We start from the raw sequence: 18547 nt of genomic DNA, 5'->3' as shown, positions 1-18547 counted from the left end.
CGTCTGACGCAGTGCCGCGAGCCGCCCGGCTCAGTCCAGCGGCTTGCCCGTGATCTTGAACGAACGGAGCTCGATGTCGCTGACGTTGCCGGCGCCGTCGACGGCGCGAGCCGAGATCTTGTGCTTGCCGTGCGACCTGACGGCGACGGGCGCGGTGTAGGGCAGCCACGGTCCACCATCGATCGAGTACTCGACGAGGGCGACACCCGAGACCGGTGCGGGCCCGGGGTCGTTCGAGTTCACCGTGACGCGCACCTCGCCCTTGGCGGTGTACTCGTCGTGCTTGCCGTTGGCCTTGCCGGGTCGGTCGTCGTCCTTCGGCTTCCCGTTGCCGTTCCCGTTGCCGGCGCTGGAGTCGAAGACGATCTCGACCGTCGGCGCCGTCACGTCGACCGGTGCGATGCGAACGTCGACCGTGACGTCGGTGCCGTCGTCGGACTCCGAGGCGAGTGCGGGCGTGGGCGAGAGGGCGAGCATGAGGCCGAGCGCCGCGGCGGAGGCGATCGCCGGTGCGGTGGCCGACCGGCGTCGTGTGGTGCGCTGGCGGGGCGTCATCGCTGCGACTCCGGGACGGGACCGTCGGCTTCAGTGTCCACGGTCTGCTCCGCCTCACGTCGGCCGGCCTCACGGGCCTGGTCGACGAGCTGCTCGATCTGCTTCGTGCGGCGCCGACGGCCCCAGAAGAGGCCGGTGATCATGAGCGCCAATGCGAGGACGATGACGATCTGCGGCCATGGGATCGCCCAGACGGTGACGTCCTGCTCGACGGGGTCGAGCTGCGACGCCTCGCCATCGGGCGTGATGACGGCCTGGGTGATCGTGAGCGGCAGCGTGACGACGCCCGTCGGCCAGACGTCGGGCACCTGGATGGTCAGCGTGCGCCGATCACCCGGGAGCAGCTCGATCGGCTGGGCCTGCTCGCTGTCGGGCGCGGGGAACGTCGCTCCGCCGTGCTCCACCGATCCGCTCACCGAGAGCCGCACGTTGCCGGTGTTCTCGAGCACGTACGCGAACTCGACCCGCCCGGGCTCGAACGGATTCCAGGAAGTGACGTAGTCGGGGGAGGTGGTCACCGCGAGCCCTGGCTCGACGGCACCGGTCACTCGCGTCATCACCCGGAATCCGACCCGGCTCTCGACCCCGAGACCGGCGCCTTCGCCGGCGCTCTCGGTGTAGATCGAGGCGGCGATGCCGGCGGCGTGATCGCCGGGGGTCGCGTCATCGGGCACCTCGACCGTGAACGGGAGCACGGCGGTGCCTCCCGGTGCCACGGTGACCTGGTCGTCCACGCTGATCCAGGTGCCAGCGTCGACCGACGTGGCGTCGGACGGGAGCATGTTGAACCGCCCGGTGGGGGTGAAGTACCCGTCGGCGGCGGTGATCGCGAAGGTGATCTCCCGATCGCCGAAGTTGCGCACCGCGAGGTGCTCGGTGACGGTGGCGCCGGGGTCGAGCTCGAGCTCGACCCACGACCTGCCGTCGGGGCCGGCCGCGTCGGCCGGGCTCATCGCCCAGGTCACCGGCGACTCGGTCTCGCCCTCTTCGGCGGCCGCAGCCGTGGGCAGCGCGAGCGCGGTGATCCCGAGCAGGGCGAGGCTGGTGAGGACGAGACGGAAGTGCTTCATGGCGCGACGTGTTCTCCGAGCGGGATCGGGGCGTCGGTACTGGTCGACGCCTCGATCCCGACCCTAGTTCATTCGAAGACCGAGATGGTCAGGTTGCAGACGGAGTCGCCGGGGCGGTGCCGGCAAGGGGCGGTGGCCCGTCGAGAACGACGGGCCACCGCCCCGGTCGGCCGGGTTCCGGGCAGGTTCATGATGCCGCTGCGTACGCCGTCTCGAGCGTCACCGTCACCGGTGCGCCGTTGGTCACCGCGGTCGCGGTGATGGTGACGGCGTCCGCAGGCACGCTCGCCTGACGGGTCGTGAACACGTGCGTCGCGTTCTTGCCCGGAGCGACCGCGGCGAACGACTTGGTGCCGTACGCCGACTCGAAGGTCAACGCCACCGGCACCGACTCGTTGTTCGTCGCCTTCACCGACACGAGCACCTTGCCGGCCACGCACCGCGTGCTCGCCGTCGCGACGACGTCGAGCGCCGGGGCGTCGGGCATCTCGAACTCCGCGGGGGCGCTCTCGTTGCCGGCGACGTCGAGCGCGCGGTAGTGGATGGTGCTCGGACCCTCGGCCGAGATGCGGACGGGCGCCGTGTAGGCGACCCATTCGCCCTCTCCGACTGCGTACTGCACGGCGCCGATGCCCGAACCGGCACCGTCGTCGGCCGTCAGCGTGAGCGTGATGCCACGGGTGGCCCACTGACTGTCGGCCGGCGCCTCCACGCTCGTCGCGATGACCGTCGGCACGGTGGCGTCGAGCTTGACGGTGAGCTCGCCGATCGAGCTGACGTTGCCGGCCTGGTCGGTGGCGCGGTAGCGCACGAGCGTCTCGCCGTCGTCCGTGACCGCGACGGGCTCGTCGTAGGCGGCCCATGCACCGTCGCCGATCGAGTACTCGATCGACTCCACGCCCGAGCCGGCACCGTCGTCGGCAGTCAGTTCGACGCTGACGTCGGAGGTGAACCAGCCCGAGGCGCCGGGGTCGCCGGCGTCGGCGGTCACGGTCGGTGCATCCTGGTCTGACGAGGCGTTCGCCTCGTCGAGGAAGATGCCACCGATGACCGCGTTCGGTCCGGTGCCCTTCGCCGCGCGAACCTGCACCGGGCCGACGACCTGATAGGTGAGCCAGACGCCGTGCTTGTTGTCGGTGACCGACTGGGCGGGTCCGATGAGGGATCCATCGGGTCGCGCCAGCGTGATCGTCGCCTGTCGGCTGGCATCGTAGCTGTTGTAGTACACCGACAGCTCGTACGCCTCACCTGCCGGAATGCCGACATCGACTGCCGCGGTGGTGGGACTGAACCACGTCGAGGCTCGCCGCGACGTGCCGGCGGGCGGCAGCTGCAGGGCAGCGGCGTTGGTCGAGGTCTGCTCCCAGGTGTACGCCGAGGTGCCGGCTGCAGGCGTCACGGTGACGCCGGCCGGCAGCTCGGTTCCGACGTTCGGAATCGCGTGGCCGAGTTCGCCGTACGTGCCGATCCAGTTTCCCTGGGTCGCGTTGTCGATCACCGGGGTGCCGGCGGGCGGCTCACCGACGCCGGCGCCGATCGCCTCGAACACGTCGAGGGTCATCGACCAGTTGACGCCGGGGTTCGACTCGAAGACGAGGTAGACGTCGTGCGTGCCGGCGGGCGCCTCGATCGGGGTGGGGTCGGTCTCCTTGAAGGTGAACCAGCCGCCCGTGCTCGCGACGGGAGTGCTCGCCACGAGCTCGCCGGTGGGCGAGTCGAGGCGCAGCTCGATGGTGCCGCCGCCCTCGGGGCCGGCCGAGACGCGGTAGCGCACGGCATCGATTCCCGCGAAGTTCACGTCGCCGTAGCGCAGCCAGTCGCCGTCCTGGATGTCTCCGACGTACTGCCCGTACTCGGCCGCCGCGTTGTTCTCCACGGCGACGTCGTTGACCTCGTCCCAGTAGTGCGCCTGGAACCGCTTCGCACGGTAGACGTTGGTGTCGCTCGACGTCAGCGGCGAGATGCCGCCGTCGCCGCCCTTGTCGGTGTAGCGCGCGTCGATCACCCAGAAGGCGTCGGCTGCGGCGTGGCCCTCGTCGAGGATCGTCAATGCGTCGCCCTCGCAGGCGTGCACCGCGTCGACCGGGTGGGCGTGGTCGTCGTGCCCGAGCGCCGGTTGCACGGAGAGGTCGGCGCAGTCGATCTCGCCGTCTTCGGGGTCGGTGACCTCGACCTTCCACGGCAGGGTGTCGCCCCAGCCGAAGAAGCCGCCGTTCTCGGGTGCGGTGATCTCGACCGTCGGCGCGGTGTTGCCGACGACGATCGCGACCGTCGCGGTGCCGGTCTTCGCGTACTCGGTGGTCTCCGTCACCGTGAGGCGGGCCTCGTAGTTGCCGTTCGCCGCGTAGGTGTGGCTCGGGTTCGCCTCGGTCGAGGTGGCGCCGTCGCCGAACTCCCAGAGGAACTCGAACTCGTCGCCGTCGTGGTCGACGGTGCCCTCGCTCGAGAACGCGACGGTGAGCGGGGCGCCGCCGGAGGTCACGTCAGCGGATGCCGCGGCCGTCGGTGCTCGGCCGGTGGACGAGTAGTCGATGCGGTAGAGGCCCGAGTTCGGGTTGTCGCGACCGTAGCCGCCACCCCATTCGAGCAGGTACAGCGCGCCGTCGGGGCCGAACTGCAGGTCGAGCGGGGAGAGGAACTGCAGGTTGTTCAGCACGGGGTTGATGGCCTTGAGCTTGCCGTCGCCGCCGAGCTGGAACTCCTTGATGTAGTTGCGTCCCCACTCGTAGAAGAGCGGCGTGCCGTCGAAGTACTGGGGCCACTTGCGGTCGGACTCGAGCGTCTCGTCGAAGTGGTACACCGGCCCCGCCATGGGCGAGCCGGAGCCGCTGCCGAGCTGCGGGAATTCCGCAGATGCGCCGTAGGAGTAGTAGACCTCGGCGGGGATCGACGCGGGCAGCTGCGTGAGGCCCGTGTTGTTCGGCGAGTCGTTCACCGGGTTCGCGCAGTCGAACTTCGCTCCCGACGTGTTCGTCGCGAAGTTGAAGTCGTTGTAGGCGATGTTGTTCGCGTGGCAGTACGGCCAGCCGTAGTTGCCGGGCTCGCGGATGACCTGCCACTCGACGTAGCCGGCGGGGCCCCGGTTGGCGTTGGCGCTGCCGGCGTCGGGGCCGTAGTCGGCGAGGAAGACCGTGCCGTCGAGGTCGACGCTGAAGCGGAACGGGTTGCGGAAGCCCATCGCGAAGATCTCGGGCCGCGTCTTCTCGGTGCCGGGGGCGAACATGTTGCCCGCGGGGATCGAGTAGGTGCCGTCGTCCTCGGGGTGGATGCGCAGGAGCTTTCCGCGGAGGTCGTTCGTGTTCGACGAGGTGCGCTGGGCGTCGAAGTGGCCGCGCCCGGCTCGTTCGTCGATCGGGGTGTAACCAGAGGACTCGAAGGGCACGACGTCGTCGCCGACCGAGAGCCACAGGTCGCCGTTGCCGTCGACGCGCAGGGTGCCGCCGGTGTGTCCGATCTCACCCGCGACGCGGGTCGCCGGCACCTCGAGCATCACCTTCTCGGTGTCGAGCTGCATGGTGTTGCCCGACATCGTGAACCGCGACAGGCGGTTCACCGGCGTTCCGACCGGGGAGTAGTAGAGGTACACCCAGCCGTTGGTCTCGAAGTCGGGGTCGAGCGCGAGACCGGTCATGCCGTTCTCACCGTCGCCGTAGACGGGGATCGTCGCCGCCGTCACGGTCGACTGCAGGGCGGGGTCGTAGATGCGGACCTGGCCGCGCACGAGCTCGGTGAAGAACACACGCTCGTCGGGGGCGATCGCGATGCCCCACGGCGCCGAGGTCTCGGTGTCGAGCGGCACCTTGTCGAAGTTGTCCCAGTCGGTCGCCGTGCAGTCGCCGTCGACGACGCCCGCGGCGTAGCGGATGCCGCCGAGCGCGTGCTGGCGCACGAGGGGCTCGCTGTAGGACGCCTTGGAGTGGCCGATCGAGGTGATCCAGGTGCGACCGCCCTCATAGGGCGCGCACCACGTCACGGGGTGGTCGAGCATTCGGCCGGGGGTGTTCGCCGGCACGCTCGTCGGGTCCATTTCCGTGAGCACGTGCTTGTCACCGCGCACCGACTTCGTGAACCCGTACCACTCCTCGTTGCGAGTGATGCTGTCGGGCAGTTCGGCGGTCGACGGGTGCTCGTCATCGACGACGTCGAGCACTCCGGGCGTGTTCGCCGCCGAGTGCGCCGTGAACTCGGTGCCGATGAGCGAGCGGTAGAAGGCGTTGCCCTGCTCGCTGTCGATCGGGTTGTGCATCGCGACGACGCCGCCGCCGGCGCGCACGTACTTCTCGAATGCCGCTTCCTCTGACGCGTTCCAGAAGTCGCCCGAGGCCTGCGCGAGCACGATCACGTCGAAGTCGGCGAGTCCGGCGTCGGTGAAGAGGGAGGAGTCCGTGGCCTGGACGACCTCGAAGTGGTTCGCCGCGGCCAGCTCGTCCCACATGGCCTTCGCCTCGGCGACGGAGTCGTGGACGAATCCGGCCGTCTCGGAGAAGACGAGCGCGCGGAACTCGGGTTCGGCCTCGTGACCCGGATGGGCTGAGGCTGGGCTCACGAGGCCGACGGTCAGCGCCGCCGCCATCGCGAGTCCGGTCGCGAGGACCGGAGTCTTTCGGTTGGGCTTCATCGTGCTACCGAGCCTTTCAACATTGAATTGGCAACTTCCGTCACTGAGTTGGCATAAGCCGACGCTCAGCATGCTATGGTCAGCACCACGAAACGTCAATACTGGCAAGTATGGCGATCGACAGCATCCCGCGCAATGATGGCGGCCATGCGGTGCAAAGTTCCATACCGGCCGTCTGCTCACCCGATCGGCGGCCGAATCGATCGAGAAAGAGGTTCCCCATGCCGGAGATCGGAATCGGCTTCCACACCGATGCGTTCAACTCCAGCCACAAGTCGTTCGAGCAGGCGCTGGCCTGGGCGCAGGAGCACGACGTGCACTACATCGAGCCCGGCGTCATCGAGGGCGCCTGCTGGATCCACGGGCTCGGCTACTTCCCGCACATCTCCCTCATCGAGGATCCGGTGCTGCTGCGCCGGAAGATGGAGGGGTACGGGGTCGAGTTCTCGCAGATCGACGCCGCCTACCCGTTGTCGGGTCGTGACGGCATGTCGGTCGGCGTTCCGTACGTGCAGAAGGCGATCGCCTGGGCCTCGCTCGCAGGGTCCCCGCGGGTCGCCACCACTGACGGCCTCTACAAGCCCGAGGGCCTGAGCGATCGCGAGGCCCTCGACCAGATGAAGCGCAGCTACGCGGAGATCATCCGCGTCGCCGAGGCGCACGAGGTCGTCGTCACGATCGAGACGCACGGCTACTTCACGACCCGCCCCGAGTACCTCGCCGAGATGCTCGACTTCTGCGGCCAGACGCCGTGGCTGCGGCTGAACCTCGACACGGGCAACACCTTCATCGCGGGCAACGACCCGGTCGCCTTCGCCGATCAGTTCATCGATCGCATCGCCCACGTGCACATCAAGGATGTCTCGGCGTCGCTCGCCGAGGCCGCCCGCGGCGGCGCGACCGGCATCGCGATCAGCCATGTCGCGGCCGGCGACGGCGTCAACGCCGACAACATCCGCGCGATCCTGCAGCGCCTCAGCGCACACGGTTTCGACGGCGTGCTGAACATCGAGTGCGAGGGTCAGGGCGGCCCGATGCTCGCCGACTCGGTGCGGTGGTTGCGCACGGAGATCGCGGCAGCGGGGTTCACCGAGCGCGTCCCGAGTTTCGCCCGCGTTCCCGCCGGCGTATGACCGATCGGCTCCGACCGGTGGTTCCCCGGTCGGGGCCGGTCACTTCCCTGAATGGCCGGCACCGCGTCAATACCCGCCGGTATGGCGAAGTGCTACGGTAATCGCGTGGCCACCATCTCCTCGGCGAAACCCGACGAACTCGCTGCTGCGGCGTTCGCATTGTTCTCGACGCGCGGCATCGCCGGCGTCAACATGGACGAGATCGCGGCCGGCGCGGGCGTCACCAAGGGCAGCCTGTACTGGCACTACGCCTCGAAGAAAGAGGTCATCCTCGCGGCGTGCAACCTGTACTACAACGCCTGGCGCATCCAGATCGCGGGCGCGACCGAGGTGCACGAGCGCCTCGCCGACCAGCTCGAGGCCGCGGTCGCCTTCTCGGTGCGCAGTTGCCTGCTCGACGACGCGAATCGCGTGTTCACGACCGAGATCGTGGCGATGTCGCTGTACGACGCCGACGTGCGCGCGAGCTGGACGGGCTTCCTCGACGAGACCGAGCGGTTCTTCCTCGGCCTCACGCACCGGGCGGTCGGCGCCGGCGAATTCCGGTGCGACGACGTCGATCGCGCGGTGGATCTCCTGATGGCCTCGATGGAGGGGATCAAGCAGATCGCCCTCTTCCGCCCGCAGTCCTGCCTTCCCGAGAACGAGCAGCGCACGTGCCGGCGACTCATGTCGCTGATGGGCGAGCGCGTTCCCGCCCCGGTCTGATCCGCGCTGCGGCCGAATGCGCGAAGGCCCGTGCCCCGAGGGGCACGGGCCTTCGCGCGTCGTGACGGGTGACCGGGCTCAGGCCTCGGCGATGCGCCGGAGCAACTGGGCGAAGCCGCGCAGTTCGGCTTCGGGGTGGTCGAGCAGCACGGCGTGCAGGCGCTGCTGGTTGCGCTCGCGCACCTCGCGCATCCGCTCCTCGGCGACGGGGGTCGCGACGAGCACGCGCACACGCCCGTCGCGCTCGTCGGCACGGGTCTCGACCAGTCCGAGCTCCTCGAGCAGGCGCACCTGGCGACTGACGACGGACTTGTCCATCTCGAACATGTCGGCGAGCACGTGCGCGTTCGCGGAGCCGAGTCGCACGATCGTGGAGAGCAGCTTGTAGGCGGCGGGCTGCAGGTCGGGGTGCACCTGCTGCGCCGCCTCCTTCCACACGAGGCGTGCCTTGCTGAAGAGCACGCTCAGCTGCACTTCGACATCGGCGATGGCCTCATCGACGGTTGCAGATGCCTCGGTCACGATGGTCATGCTATCGGTCGCCACCTGCGGACGAGGCGTCGTCGGCGCCACGCGAACGCGTGGTCGTCGTCGTGGTGCGCTCGGCTGCTGCATCCGCTTCGATCATCTCGATGGACGACGTGACGGGGGCGCCGATCTCGGCCTCGGCCAGGTCGATCGCGACCTGCTCGAGCTCCTCCTTCAGTTGCTCGGCGGAGGTCTTCGTCGAGAGCGCCTTGTTCGGCAGGAAGGCGATGGCGATGACGCTCAGCACCGCGAGCGGCACGGCGATCCAGAAGACGTCGGCGATGCCGCTGCCGTAGGCGTTCTCGATGATGACGCGGATGCCGTCGGGCAGCTCGGAGACGTGGGGGATGCCGCCGCCGGCGAGTCCCTTCAGCGCCTCGACGTCCTCGGGCGAGGTGGGCGTGTAGCTCTTCAGGCCCGAGGTGATGTGCGTCGTGACCTGCGTGGCGAGCAGCGACCCCATGATGGTGACGCCGATCGTGCCCGCGATCGTGCGGAAGAAGTTCACGTTCGAGCTCGCGGCACCCAGCTGCGAAGCGGGAGTGTCGTTCTGCACGACGAGCGTGAGGTTCTGCATGACCATGCCGAGGCCGGCACCGAGCACGACCATGTAGACGCTGACCCAGAGGTAGTCGGTGTCGTAGCTGAGGGTGGTCATCAGGTAGCTGCCGACGACGACGAGCAGGGAGCCGAGGAGCATGAAGCGCTTCCACTTGCCGAACCGGCTGATCAGCGCGCCGATGAGGATCGAGGCGCCCATCTGGCCCACGATCATCGGGATCGTCATGAGCCCCGACTCGGTCGGGGTCGCGCCGCGGGCGAGCTGGAAGTACTGGGCGAGGAAGACGCTCGTCGCGAACATCGCGACGCCGATCGAGACCGAGGCGATCACGGAGAGTGTGAAGGTGCGGTTCTTGAAGAGCGTCATCGGCACGATGGGCTCGGGCACGAAGAACTCGGTGACGATGAAGCCGATGATCGCCGCGGCCGAGATGCCGATCGTGACGAAGCTCGTCATGGAGTCCCACTCGAACTGGCTGCCGCCGAGCGACACCCAGATGAGCAGCAGCGAGACGCCGACCGTGAGGAGCGCGATGCCGACGTAGTCGATCTTGACGGCGCGCTTGGGCATGGGCGGCAGGTGCAGGGTGCGCGAGATGACGATGAGCGCGATGATCGCGAGCGGCACCGGCAGGAAGAAGTTGGCGCGCCAGCCCCAGGCATCGGTGATGACGCCGCCGAGCAGCGGGCCGCCGATCGTCGCGACGGCCATGATGCCGCCGACGAAGCCCATGTACTTGCCGCGCTCGCGCGGCGAGATGATGACGGCGATCAGGATCATGACGAGCGACATGAGGCCGCCCGCGCCGAGGCCCTGGATCACGCGCACGGCGATGAGGGTCGTGGTGTCCTGGGCGAAGCCGGCGATCGCCGTGCCGACGACGAAGAGGCCGATCGCCGCCATGAGCAGTGCCTTGCGGTTCACCAGGTCGGCGAGCTTGCCCCAGATCGGGGTCGAGACGGCCATCGCCAGCAGGCTCGCGGTGATGACCCACGTGTAGGCGGTCTGGTCGCCGCCGAGGTCGGCGATGATGAGCGGCATCGAGGTCGAGACGACCGTGCCGGAGATGACGGCGACGAACATCGCCACGACGAGGCCGGAGATGGCGATGATCACCTCGCGCGGGGTGCGTTGTGCCGGCGCGGCCGGCACCGAGCCGGTCGCGGGCTGTTCTGCCACTGAAGTCACGTGTTTCCTTACGTCGTACAAGTTGATATTCGACAACTATATATAATTGGTTGCATTGAGTCAACCTTGGACGTTGGTCAACTATTCCCGCGGGCCATCCTTCGCCGAGGCGGCCCTCGACAGCTGTCGAAGGAGCGTGCCCAGTTGCTCGACAGTTGGTCGATGACCGGCGCCGGGGTGGTTCCTAGGCTGTCTGGCACCTGACACAGGCAAGAACGGGCGTGGTCCGCGACTCGATGTCGCGTCGCGGGGACACCCGAACGAAGGGAACCATCGTATGAACGCCCAATCGCCCGCTCCGCCGCTCACCCCGCGCAAGGCGGCGCCGCACCCGCGCCGCCGTCGCGTCGCCGCCCTCGCGCTCTCCGCAGTGCTGACCACCGGCATGACCGTCACCGCGGCCCAGGCCGCGAACGCCGACGAACTCCCGGTCGGCAGCTCGACGCTCGTCCCGATCCAGGTGACCGGCGACCCCTCCGAGCGCTTCTCGCTCGTGATCCTCGGTGACGGGTACACCGCCGCCGAGCAGCCGCTCTTCCGAGAGCAGGTCGAGAAGCACCTCGAGACGATGTGGAGCATCGAGCCCTACAAGAGCTACCGCAACTACTTCAATGTCTACGCGGTGGAGATCATCTCGGGGGAGTCCGGCATCAGCTGCGATTCGTCGCTCGACTCGCCCCGACGTGACACCCCGCTCAAGATGTCGTTCTGGGGCGGTTGCAACCCCAAGAGCGTGCAGCGGCTGATCACGATGGACGGCGCGAAGGCTCGCGAGTACGCGAAGGCGGCCCCCGAGGTCGATCAGGTGCTCGCCCTCGCCAACAGCGACACCTACGGCGGCGCGGGCGGCAGCTACGCGACGGCGAGCGGCGGCAACTCGCTGTCCGCGCTCATCTCGCCGCACGAGATCGGCCACTCGCTCGGCGGGCTCGCCGACGAGTACGACTACTACACGCGGGGCATCACCACGGGGGACTACACGGGTCCCGAGCCGCGATCGGCGCACCACACCCTTCTCACCGTCGACGAGATGGCCGCGCAGCAGGTCAAGTGGTGGCGCTGGCTGGGTGAGCAGAGCGAAGCCGGCGGCGTCATCGGCGCGTACGAGGGCGGCCAGTACTACTCGACCGGCATCTTCCGCCCCAGCCGTCACTCGATGATGAAGACCCTCGGATACCAGATGGACCAGGTCTCCCGGGAGATAATGACCGAGCGCATCTCGTCGAAGATTCCGCTCATCGCCGAGGCGCCCGACGAGGCGACCCCGGTCGCGGCCGACGAGGTGATCTCGATCGACGTCGCCCATCCCGTCTACCACGAGCTCGACGTCGACTGGGCGATCAACGGCAAGCCGGTGCCCAACCCCCACAACACGACGCACCTCGAACTCGCCAAGACGCGGGCGAAGGCCGGTGACGTGGTGACGGTCACGGTGGTCGACAACACGCCCTTCGTGCGCGACCCCGCGCTCCGCGACTCGGCGTCGATGACCCAGTCGCGTTCGTGGACCGTCGGCGCGGATCGGGTGGCGGCCACCGATGTCGAGCCGGCGTTCACCGAGTCGACTCAGACCGAGCGCCCGGTGGGCTCGCTCGACGTGCTCTATGTCGAGACCACCCACCGGCCCGACCGTGTCTTCGACGTCATCTGGACGGTCGACGGGGTTCGCCAGTCGAACCCGCACAACGCGCGCACCCTCGAGCTCTCAGACCTCGAGCTCTCGGCCGGCACGCACACGGTCACCGCATCGGTCGGCGATTCGAAGCGCGCCGGCGCCGCCGCCGAGACCCGGACGTGGGCCGTCGACGCCGAGGCGCCGACCGTCGAGTCCGTCGTCTCCGCCCCGGTGGCGACTTCTGTCGGCGCGAACGGCGAGCCGCACTACGTCGTCGACGAGTCGTTCACGATGAAGCTGACGGCGAGCGATGACCAGGCGGGCGCCCTCGTGACCGAGTTCCGCCTCGACGGCGACGGCTGGCACAATTATTACGGCTGGCCGACCGACGCGGATGCCCCGTTCATGTTCACGCCGACCGGCACGAACGTCGACGATCTCATCTACGGCAACCTCGGCACGGGAGGCATGTCCCTCTCGCCCTTCCAGGAGCGCGAACCGGGTTACGGTCAGCATCGTGTCGAGTACCGCTCGACGGATGCCGCGGGCAACATCGGTCCGGTCGAGGCGTTCACCGTCGAGGTGCGACCCTGATCGCACGGGGCACCCGGGCCCGACGGCCCGGGTGCCCCGTGCCGCGGGTGCGCCGTTGCGCCGTTCCCGTCGCTTCAGGTCGAACATGTCCTCATGGCGGCGGGTCGAGCCGGCGATTTGGCGGAGGCCGCGACATCCGTTAGCCTGTACGGAGCCGAAGACCGCTGGTTGTCGTGCGCCCGAGAGGGAACGCGACCGAAGTCTTGCGAAAGCAAGGGCCCGCGCAGGTGTGACGAAGACTTCCGGGTGACCGGCCGAGCTCCGCGCAACTGCGCCGGAGCTTTTTTGTTGCCCGCAGCACCTCGCCACCTGAGCCGCGTTCCGAAGCCGTGCACCGCCATCGCGATGCATGTTGAGTACACAAGGAGTGGCCATGGCGAACAAGGAAGCCTCGGTTGCCGAACTCACGAACCTGTTCGAGAGCTCGACCGCCGTTCTGCTGACCGAATACCGCGGCCTGACGGTTGCCCAGCTCAAGCAGCTGCGCAACAACATCCGTCAGGACGCGTCCTACGCCGTGGTGAAGAACACGCTGACCAAGATCGCCGCGAACAACGCGGGTATCTCGACGCTGGACGCCGACCTCGTCGGTCCGTCCGCCGTCGCCTTCGTGCACGGCGACTTCGTCGCCACCGCCAAGGCCGTTCGTGACTTCGCCAAGGCAAACCCGAATCTTGTGATCAAGGGCGGCGTCTTCGAGGGCAAGGCCCTCAACGCCGACGAGGTCAACAAGTACGCCTCGCTCGAGAGCCGCGAGGCTCTGCTTGCGAAGGCAGCGGGAATGATGAAGGCGACGATGGGCAAGGCTGCCGCCACCATCGACGCGCTTCGCGAAAAGCTGGAGACCGCGGCCGCTTAAGCGTCCGACGTTCTCGTTCTACAACACCAAGAAATCTAGGAGATACATCATGGCGAAGCTCACCACTGAAGAGCTGCTCGAGCAGTTTGCCGGTCTGACGCTTGTCGAGCTCAGCGAGTTCGTGAAGGCGTTCGAGGAGAAGTTCGAGGTCACCGCTGCCGCTCCCGTCGCCGCTGCCGGTGGCGCTGGCGCTGCTGCTGAAGAGGTTGAGGAGAAGGACTCCTTCGACGTCATCCTCGAGGCTGCCGGCGACAAGAAGATCCAGGTCATCAAGACCGTCCGCGAGCTCACCTCGCTCGGTCTCGGCGAGGCCAAGGCCGTCGTCGACGGTGCTCCCAAGGCCGTGCTCGAGGGCGCGAACAAGGAGACCGCCGAGAAGGCGAAGGCTGCCCTCGAGGAAGCCGGCGCAACCGTCACCCTCAAGTAGTCCACGCCCTCGCCAGAGGGTTGCGGCTTGAGGTGACCTGCGTCACTTGAAATACACGGATGCCCCGTGGCTCGCATGAGCCACGGGGCATCCGTCGTTCCCGGCCAGATATCCCATAGCCAAGCTATGTATACTTGAGGCATGACGCAGCTCGACCTCCCCACGGTGATCGGAGACCTCATCTCCGTCAACCACCGACTCACCCGGCTCGCCGCGACGGTCACGGGCAATACCGAATCGCCCGCGGTCTGGCGCACGCTCAGCGTGCTGCGCGACCTGGGGCCGATGCGACTCGGCGAACTGGCGAGGGTCAGCCGCGTCACCCAGCCCACCATGACCAAGCTCGTCCACGCACTCGACGAGCGAGGGTGGATCCGCCGCGTCGTCGACAGCGGCGATGCCAGGGCCATGCTCATCTCGGCCCATCCGCACGGGCTCGCCGCACTCGACGGCTGGCGGAGCGAGCTGGCGCAGTCCCTCGCCCCGACCTTCGCCGACCTCGACGACGGCGAACTCGAGACGCTCGCGGCGGCGGTCGAGATCGTGCGCACGCGCCTCGAGCGGTCGCGCGCGGCGCTCGTCGAGTCCGCCTCGAGCACCGGGCCGGTCGCATGAGCGTCGACACCAGGGCGGTTCCGGTGCAGGCCGGCCACGCGGCATCCGGCGCCTCGATCCTCACGCAGCCGAAGGCCGTCTGGGCGGTCGCGTTCTCGTGCGTCGTCGCGTTCATGGGCATCGGTCTCGTCGATCCGATCCTTCCCGCGATCGCCGCCGACCTGCAGGCGACGCCCACCGAGACCGAGCTGCTCTTCACGAGCTACCTCGTGATCACGGGCATCGCGATGTTCTTCACGAGCTGGATCTCGAGCCGCATCGGCGCCAAGCGCACCCTCCTCATCGGGCTCGGCGTGATCGTCGTGTTCGCCACGCTCGCCGGCCTGTCGGGCGATGTCGAGTCGATCATCGGCTTCCGTGCCGGGTGGGGGCTCGGCAACGCGCTCTTCATCTCGACCGCCCTCGCGACGATCGTCGGTGCGGCGGCAGGCGGCAGCAGTTCGGCGATCATCCTCTACGAGGCGGCGCTCGGCCTCGGCCTCGCCATCGGGCCGCTCGTGGGCGGCCTCCTCGGCTCGTGGAGTTGGCGCGGCCCGTTCTTCGGCACCGCGGTGCTCATGGCCGTCGGGTTCATCGCGATCGTCACCCTGCTGCGAACGGAGGTCGGCGAGAAGCCGGTGCCGACGAAGCTGTCCGCTCCGTTCCGGGCGCTCGCCCGCCCGGCGCTCGGCATCCTCGCGGCGGCGGCGCTGTTCTACAACATGGGCTTCTTCGTGCTGCTCGCCTACACGCCGTTCGCGCTCGTGCCCCTCGGCATCCACAGCGCCATCGCACTCGGGCTCGTCTTCTTCGGATGGGGCGTGGCGGTCGCCGTCACCTCGGTGTGGGTCGCGCCGCTGCTGACCGCGCGCATGCGCCGCACCCGGGTGCTCCAGCTCGTGCTGCCGCTGCTCGCCATCGACCTGCTCGTGCTCGCCGCCCTCATCGACTCGGCCGTCGCGGTCATCGTCGGCGTCGTGGTCGGCGGACTGCTGCTCGGCATCCTGAACACCGTGCTCACCGAGTGTGTGATGGACGCGACCGACCTGCCCCGCTCCGTCGCGTCGAGCGCCTACTCCGGCGTGCGATTCCTCGGTGGGGCGATCGCCCCGCCCGCCGCGACGCTGCTCGCGGCCACGGTGTCGCCGTCGAGCCCGTTCATCGCCGGTGCGGTCGCCGTGCTCATCGCCGCGGCCGTCATCGTCCTGGGTCGTTCGAAGCTGGCGGCCGCCGACGGCGTCGCCGAGACCACGGTGGGCGAGGCGGAGGCGATCGGCATCGGCGACGCCGCCTGAGGCACATCAGCCACCGCGCGCTCGGCGCGGCGCGACCGTCGTGCTCGCGCCGCGCTCAGCGCGGTGCGGCCGTCGTGCTCGCGCGCACGACGAGACGCGTCGGCAAGGGGGCGCCGGAATCGGGGAGCGGGTCGGCGACGGCCCCCTCGCCGAGGAGGCGGAGCACGACGCCGACGGCCGAGCGGCCCTGCTCGCCCGGGTACTGCTCGACGGTCGTGAGGTCGAACATCTCGGCGTACTCGTGTCCGTCGACCCCGACGACGGAGAGTTCGGCGGGCATCGCGATGCCGAGGCGCTCGGCGGCGCGGAGCGCACCGAAGGCCAGTTCGTCGGATGCCGCGAACACCGCGGTCGGCCGAGGGCCCGGGTGTCCGAGCAGCTGCAGGGCGGCGCGGTAGCCGCCCGGCATGGTCATCTCGGTCTCGACGACGTCGGCCGGGGAGGGATCGTGCCCGGCCGCGCCCATGGCGTCGAGGAATCCGTGCCGTCGCAGGCCCTGCACCGTGTCGGGCCGTTCGCTCGCCCCCGCACCGGCGAGGTGCGCGATCCGGGTGTGCCCGAGGTGCAGCAGGTGCTCGGTCGCGAGCTGGCCGACGGCCCGGTCGTCGACCGAGAGTCGCGCCGCGGTGCCGCCCGTTCCGCCGAGGCACACGAGCGGCTTCTCGCGGCGGTCGAGCGCCGCGACCTCGTGCTCGGCGAGGTCGACGCCGACCGCGATGACGGCGTCGACGCGCTTCCGCGCGAGGAAGAACTCGAAGACGCGCGCCCGGTCGGGCCCGCTGTCGGAGAGGTTGTAGAGCGTCAGGTCGTAGCCGGCAGTGAGGAGAGCGCGCTCGATGCCCTCGAGCACCTCGCCGAAGAACCAGCGGTTGACGAACGGGATGACCACGCCGACGTTCTTGGTGCGCCCCGTGACGAGGCTCGCGGCGTCGGGGGAGGCGATGTAGCCGATCTCCGCGGCGGCCGTCTCGACGCGGCGCCGGGTCTCCTCGGCGACGTAGCCGTTGCCGGTGAGCGCCCGGGAGGCCGTGGCCTTCGACACCCCGGCGAGGCGTGCGACGTCGCCGATCGCGGCCATGCGCGCCTCCCTCCGTCGGGCTGGTTCGAGCGAGAGTGTACTGCGCTCGTCGTGGAATATGGAACCGTTTCCCGTCGGGCATTCGCGGCGCGGTCGTGTTCGCGCGTCATCGATGGGAGCGCTCTCCGCCAGTTCCTGCCGCAGCACGGGGCAGTGGCCGAACCGTGACCTCCCATCCCTTGTGAGGAGGGCGGCGGGTGTTCTAGCGTGGAGGCTGGAACCGGTTCCCGGCTTCGCCTGCACCACATTCACTCGACGAGGAGATGACATGAGAATCAGACGGCATCGCCGTTGGATGGCCCCCGTGGTGGCGGCCGCGGCGGTTGGACTCGCCCTCACGGGCTGCACCGGAGACGTCGCGCCAGAGGACGCTGCCGACGTCGACTGCACCGACTACGAGCAGTACGGCACCTTCGAGGACGCCGAGGTCACGGTGGCCGGCACCATCCTCGACCTCGAGGCCGACCGCCTCATCGAATCGTGGTCGGACTTCGAGGCCTGCACCGGCATCGCGGTCGACTACCAGGGCTCGAGCGAGTTCGAGGCGCAGATCGCCGTGCTCGCCGAGGGCGGCAACGCCCCCGACGTCGGCATCGTGCCGCAGCCCGGCCTCCTCGGTCGACTCGCCGCCGGCGGTTGGCTGATCCCGGCATCCTCCGAGGTCGAGGCCAATGTCGACGAGTGGTGGTCCGAGGACTGGAAGCAGTACGGCACCTACGAAGACACGTTCTACGCCGCTCCGCTCATGGCGAGCATCAAGGGCTACGTCTGGTACTCGCCGGCCGAGTTCGAGGAGAAGGGGTACGAGATCCCCAAGACCCTCGACGAGCTGACAGCGCTCTCCGAGGAGATCGCGGCCGAGGGCGACCACAAGCCCTGGTGCGTCGGCCTCGAGTCGGGCGACGCCACGGGCTGGCCGGGCACCGACTGGGTCGAGGACTACATGCTGCGTCTCCACGGCGCCGAGGTCTACGACCAGTGGGTCACCCACGGCATCCCGTTCAACGACCCGCAGGTGGCCGAGGCCTTCGACGCGGTCGGGGCGTACCTGAAGAACGACGACATGGTCAACGGCGGCATCGGAGACGTGTCGACGCAGGTCACCGAGGCGTTCCAGACCGCCGGTCTGCCGATCCTCGACGGTGCGTGCTCGCTGCACCACCAGGCCTCGTTCTACGAGACCTTCTGGAACCCCGAGGGCGGCGACGAGAACACCGTCGCGTCCGACGGCAGCGTGTTCGCGTTCCTGCTCCCGCCGGTCAACGCCGACGACCCGCTGTCCGTCACCGGCGGCGGCGAGTTCCCGGTCGCGTTCCGCGACGCCGAAGAGGTCGAGGCGTTCCGCGCCTACCTCTCGAGCGACACCTGGGCCAACAACCGCGTGAGCCTCGGCGGCGTCATCAGCGCCAACAAGGGCCTCGACCCGCAGGTCGCCTCGAGCGAGCTGCTGACGCAGTCGATCGAGATCCTGCAGGACCCCGAGACCACGTTCCGGTTCGACGGTTCCGACCTGATGCCGGGTGCCGTCGGCGCCGATTCCTTCTGGAAGGGCATGGTCGCATGGGTCACGGGTGAAGACACCGCGCAGGTGCTCGACACGATCGAGTCGAGCTGGCCGCAGGGCTGACTGGCGCGACTCACGCCCGAGGGGCATGATCGGAGGGCGGGGATGCGAAGTCCCCGCCCTCCGTCACCCGCCTTCGACGACGACTCCGATTTCAAT

14 protein-coding genes are annotated in these 18547 nt (G+C 68.9%); 8 read left to right on the top strand and 6 right to left on the bottom strand.

Going from position 1 to position 18547, the window contains the following annotated elements; translation table 11 throughout:
* Nucleotides 1-30: 30 nt before the first annotated feature.
* The 3 genes from ESP57_RS07825 to ESP57_RS07815 form a co-directional block, all read right to left on the bottom strand.
* Complete coding sequence (locus ESP57_RS07825; RefSeq protein ID WP_129231157.1) at nucleotides 31-555, bottom strand: OmpL47-type beta-barrel domain-containing protein; 525 nt, start codon at nucleotides 553-555, stop codon at nucleotides 31-33.
* Nucleotides 552-1625 carry a WxL protein peptidoglycan domain-containing protein gene (locus ESP57_RS07820; protein WP_129231156.1) on the bottom strand — a complete coding sequence of 358 codons (1074 nt, stop codon included), beginning with the start codon at nucleotides 1623-1625 and terminating at the stop codon, nucleotides 552-554. The genes ESP57_RS07825 and ESP57_RS07820 overlap by 4 nt, the downstream gene beginning before the upstream one ends.
* Nucleotides 1626-1812: 187 nt before the next feature.
* Complete coding sequence (locus tag ESP57_RS07815) at nucleotides 1813-6243, bottom strand: ThuA domain-containing protein (RefSeq protein WP_165877412.1); 4431 nt, start codon at nucleotides 6241-6243, stop codon at nucleotides 1813-1815.
* Nucleotides 6244-6464: 221 nt separating this feature from the next.
* Between ESP57_RS07815 and ESP57_RS07810 the strand changes: the two genes are divergently transcribed.
* Complete coding sequence (locus tag ESP57_RS07810; protein WP_056005593.1) at nucleotides 6465-7376, top strand: sugar phosphate isomerase/epimerase family protein; 912 nt, start codon at nucleotides 6465-6467, stop codon at nucleotides 7374-7376.
* Nucleotides 7377-7481: 105 nt separating this feature from the next.
* Nucleotides 7482-8084: a TetR/AcrR family transcriptional regulator gene (locus tag ESP57_RS07805; RefSeq protein ID WP_162248719.1), complete on the top strand. Its 603-nt coding sequence runs from the start codon at nucleotides 7482-7484 to the stop codon at nucleotides 8082-8084.
* A gap of 78 nt (nucleotides 8085-8162) precedes the next feature.
* Here ESP57_RS07805 and ESP57_RS07800 read toward each other — a convergent pair whose 3' ends face one another.
* Together ESP57_RS07800 and ESP57_RS07795 are read right to left on the bottom strand one after the other, a co-directional pair.
* Complete coding sequence (locus tag ESP57_RS07800; RefSeq protein ID WP_115958704.1) at nucleotides 8163-8615, bottom strand: MarR family winged helix-turn-helix transcriptional regulator; 453 nt, start codon at nucleotides 8613-8615, stop codon at nucleotides 8163-8165.
* A 1-nt stretch (nucleotide 8616) separates the two neighbouring features.
* Nucleotides 8617-10257, bottom strand: coding sequence for an MDR family MFS transporter (locus ESP57_RS07795; RefSeq protein ID WP_115959720.1), 1641 nt, complete (start codon nucleotides 10255-10257; stop codon nucleotides 8617-8619).
* Nucleotides 10258-10639: 382 nt separating this feature from the next.
* Here ESP57_RS07795 and ESP57_RS07790 point away from each other — a divergent pair, with 382 nt between their 5' ends.
* The 5 genes from ESP57_RS07790 (at nucleotide 10640) to ESP57_RS07770 (ending at nucleotide 15746) form a co-directional block, all read left to right on the top strand.
* Nucleotides 10640-12571 (top strand): M64 family metallopeptidase, encoded by a 1932-nt coding sequence (locus tag ESP57_RS07790; RefSeq protein WP_129231154.1) that lies wholly within the window; start codon nucleotides 10640-10642, stop codon nucleotides 12569-12571.
* Nucleotides 12572-12944: 373 nt separating this feature from the next.
* Entirely contained in the window at nucleotides 12945-13430 is a 486-nt protein-coding gene (gene rplJ, locus ESP57_RS07785) for a 50S ribosomal protein L10 (protein WP_056005584.1), read from the top strand.
* A 49-nt stretch (nucleotides 13431-13479) separates the two neighbouring features.
* The gene (rplL, locus tag ESP57_RS07780; protein WP_056005581.1) at nucleotides 13480-13857 is read left to right on the top strand and encodes a 50S ribosomal protein L7/L12; all 378 of its coding nucleotides are present in this window, start codon (nucleotides 13480-13482) and stop codon (nucleotides 13855-13857) included.
* A gap of 141 nt (nucleotides 13858-13998) precedes the next feature.
* Nucleotides 13999-14472, top strand: a complete 474-nt coding sequence (locus ESP57_RS07775) for a MarR family winged helix-turn-helix transcriptional regulator (protein WP_129231153.1) — start codon at nucleotides 13999-14001, stop codon at nucleotides 14470-14472.
* On the top strand, nucleotides 14469-15746 hold the full coding sequence (locus ESP57_RS07770) for an MFS transporter (protein WP_129231152.1): 1278 nt from the start codon (nucleotides 14469-14471) through the stop codon (nucleotides 15744-15746). The genes ESP57_RS07775 and ESP57_RS07770 overlap by 4 nt, the downstream gene beginning before the upstream one ends.
* Nucleotides 15747-15801: 55 nt before the next feature.
* Here the strand turns inward: ESP57_RS07770 and ESP57_RS07765 are convergent, their stop codons facing one another.
* Nucleotides 15802-16824, bottom strand: coding sequence for a LacI family DNA-binding transcriptional regulator (locus tag ESP57_RS07765; protein ID WP_165877411.1), 1023 nt, complete (start codon nucleotides 16822-16824; stop codon nucleotides 15802-15804).
* Nucleotides 16825-17092: 268 nt separating this feature from the next.
* On the opposite strand from ESP57_RS07765, the gene ESP57_RS07760 reads away from it, so the two are divergent.
* Complete coding sequence (locus ESP57_RS07760; protein ID WP_129231150.1) at nucleotides 17093-18451, top strand: ABC transporter substrate-binding protein; 1359 nt, start codon at nucleotides 17093-17095, stop codon at nucleotides 18449-18451.
* The last annotated feature ends 96 nt before the right edge of the window (nucleotides 18452-18547 follow it).

The organism is Agromyces fucosus (genome assembly GCF_004134865.1).
Classification (GTDB): Bacteria; Actinomycetota; Actinomycetes; order Actinomycetales; family Microbacteriaceae; genus Agromyces; species Agromyces fucosus.
Note: the sequence above shows the minus strand (reverse complement) of the source record. Positions and strands in the feature narration are given on the sequence as shown.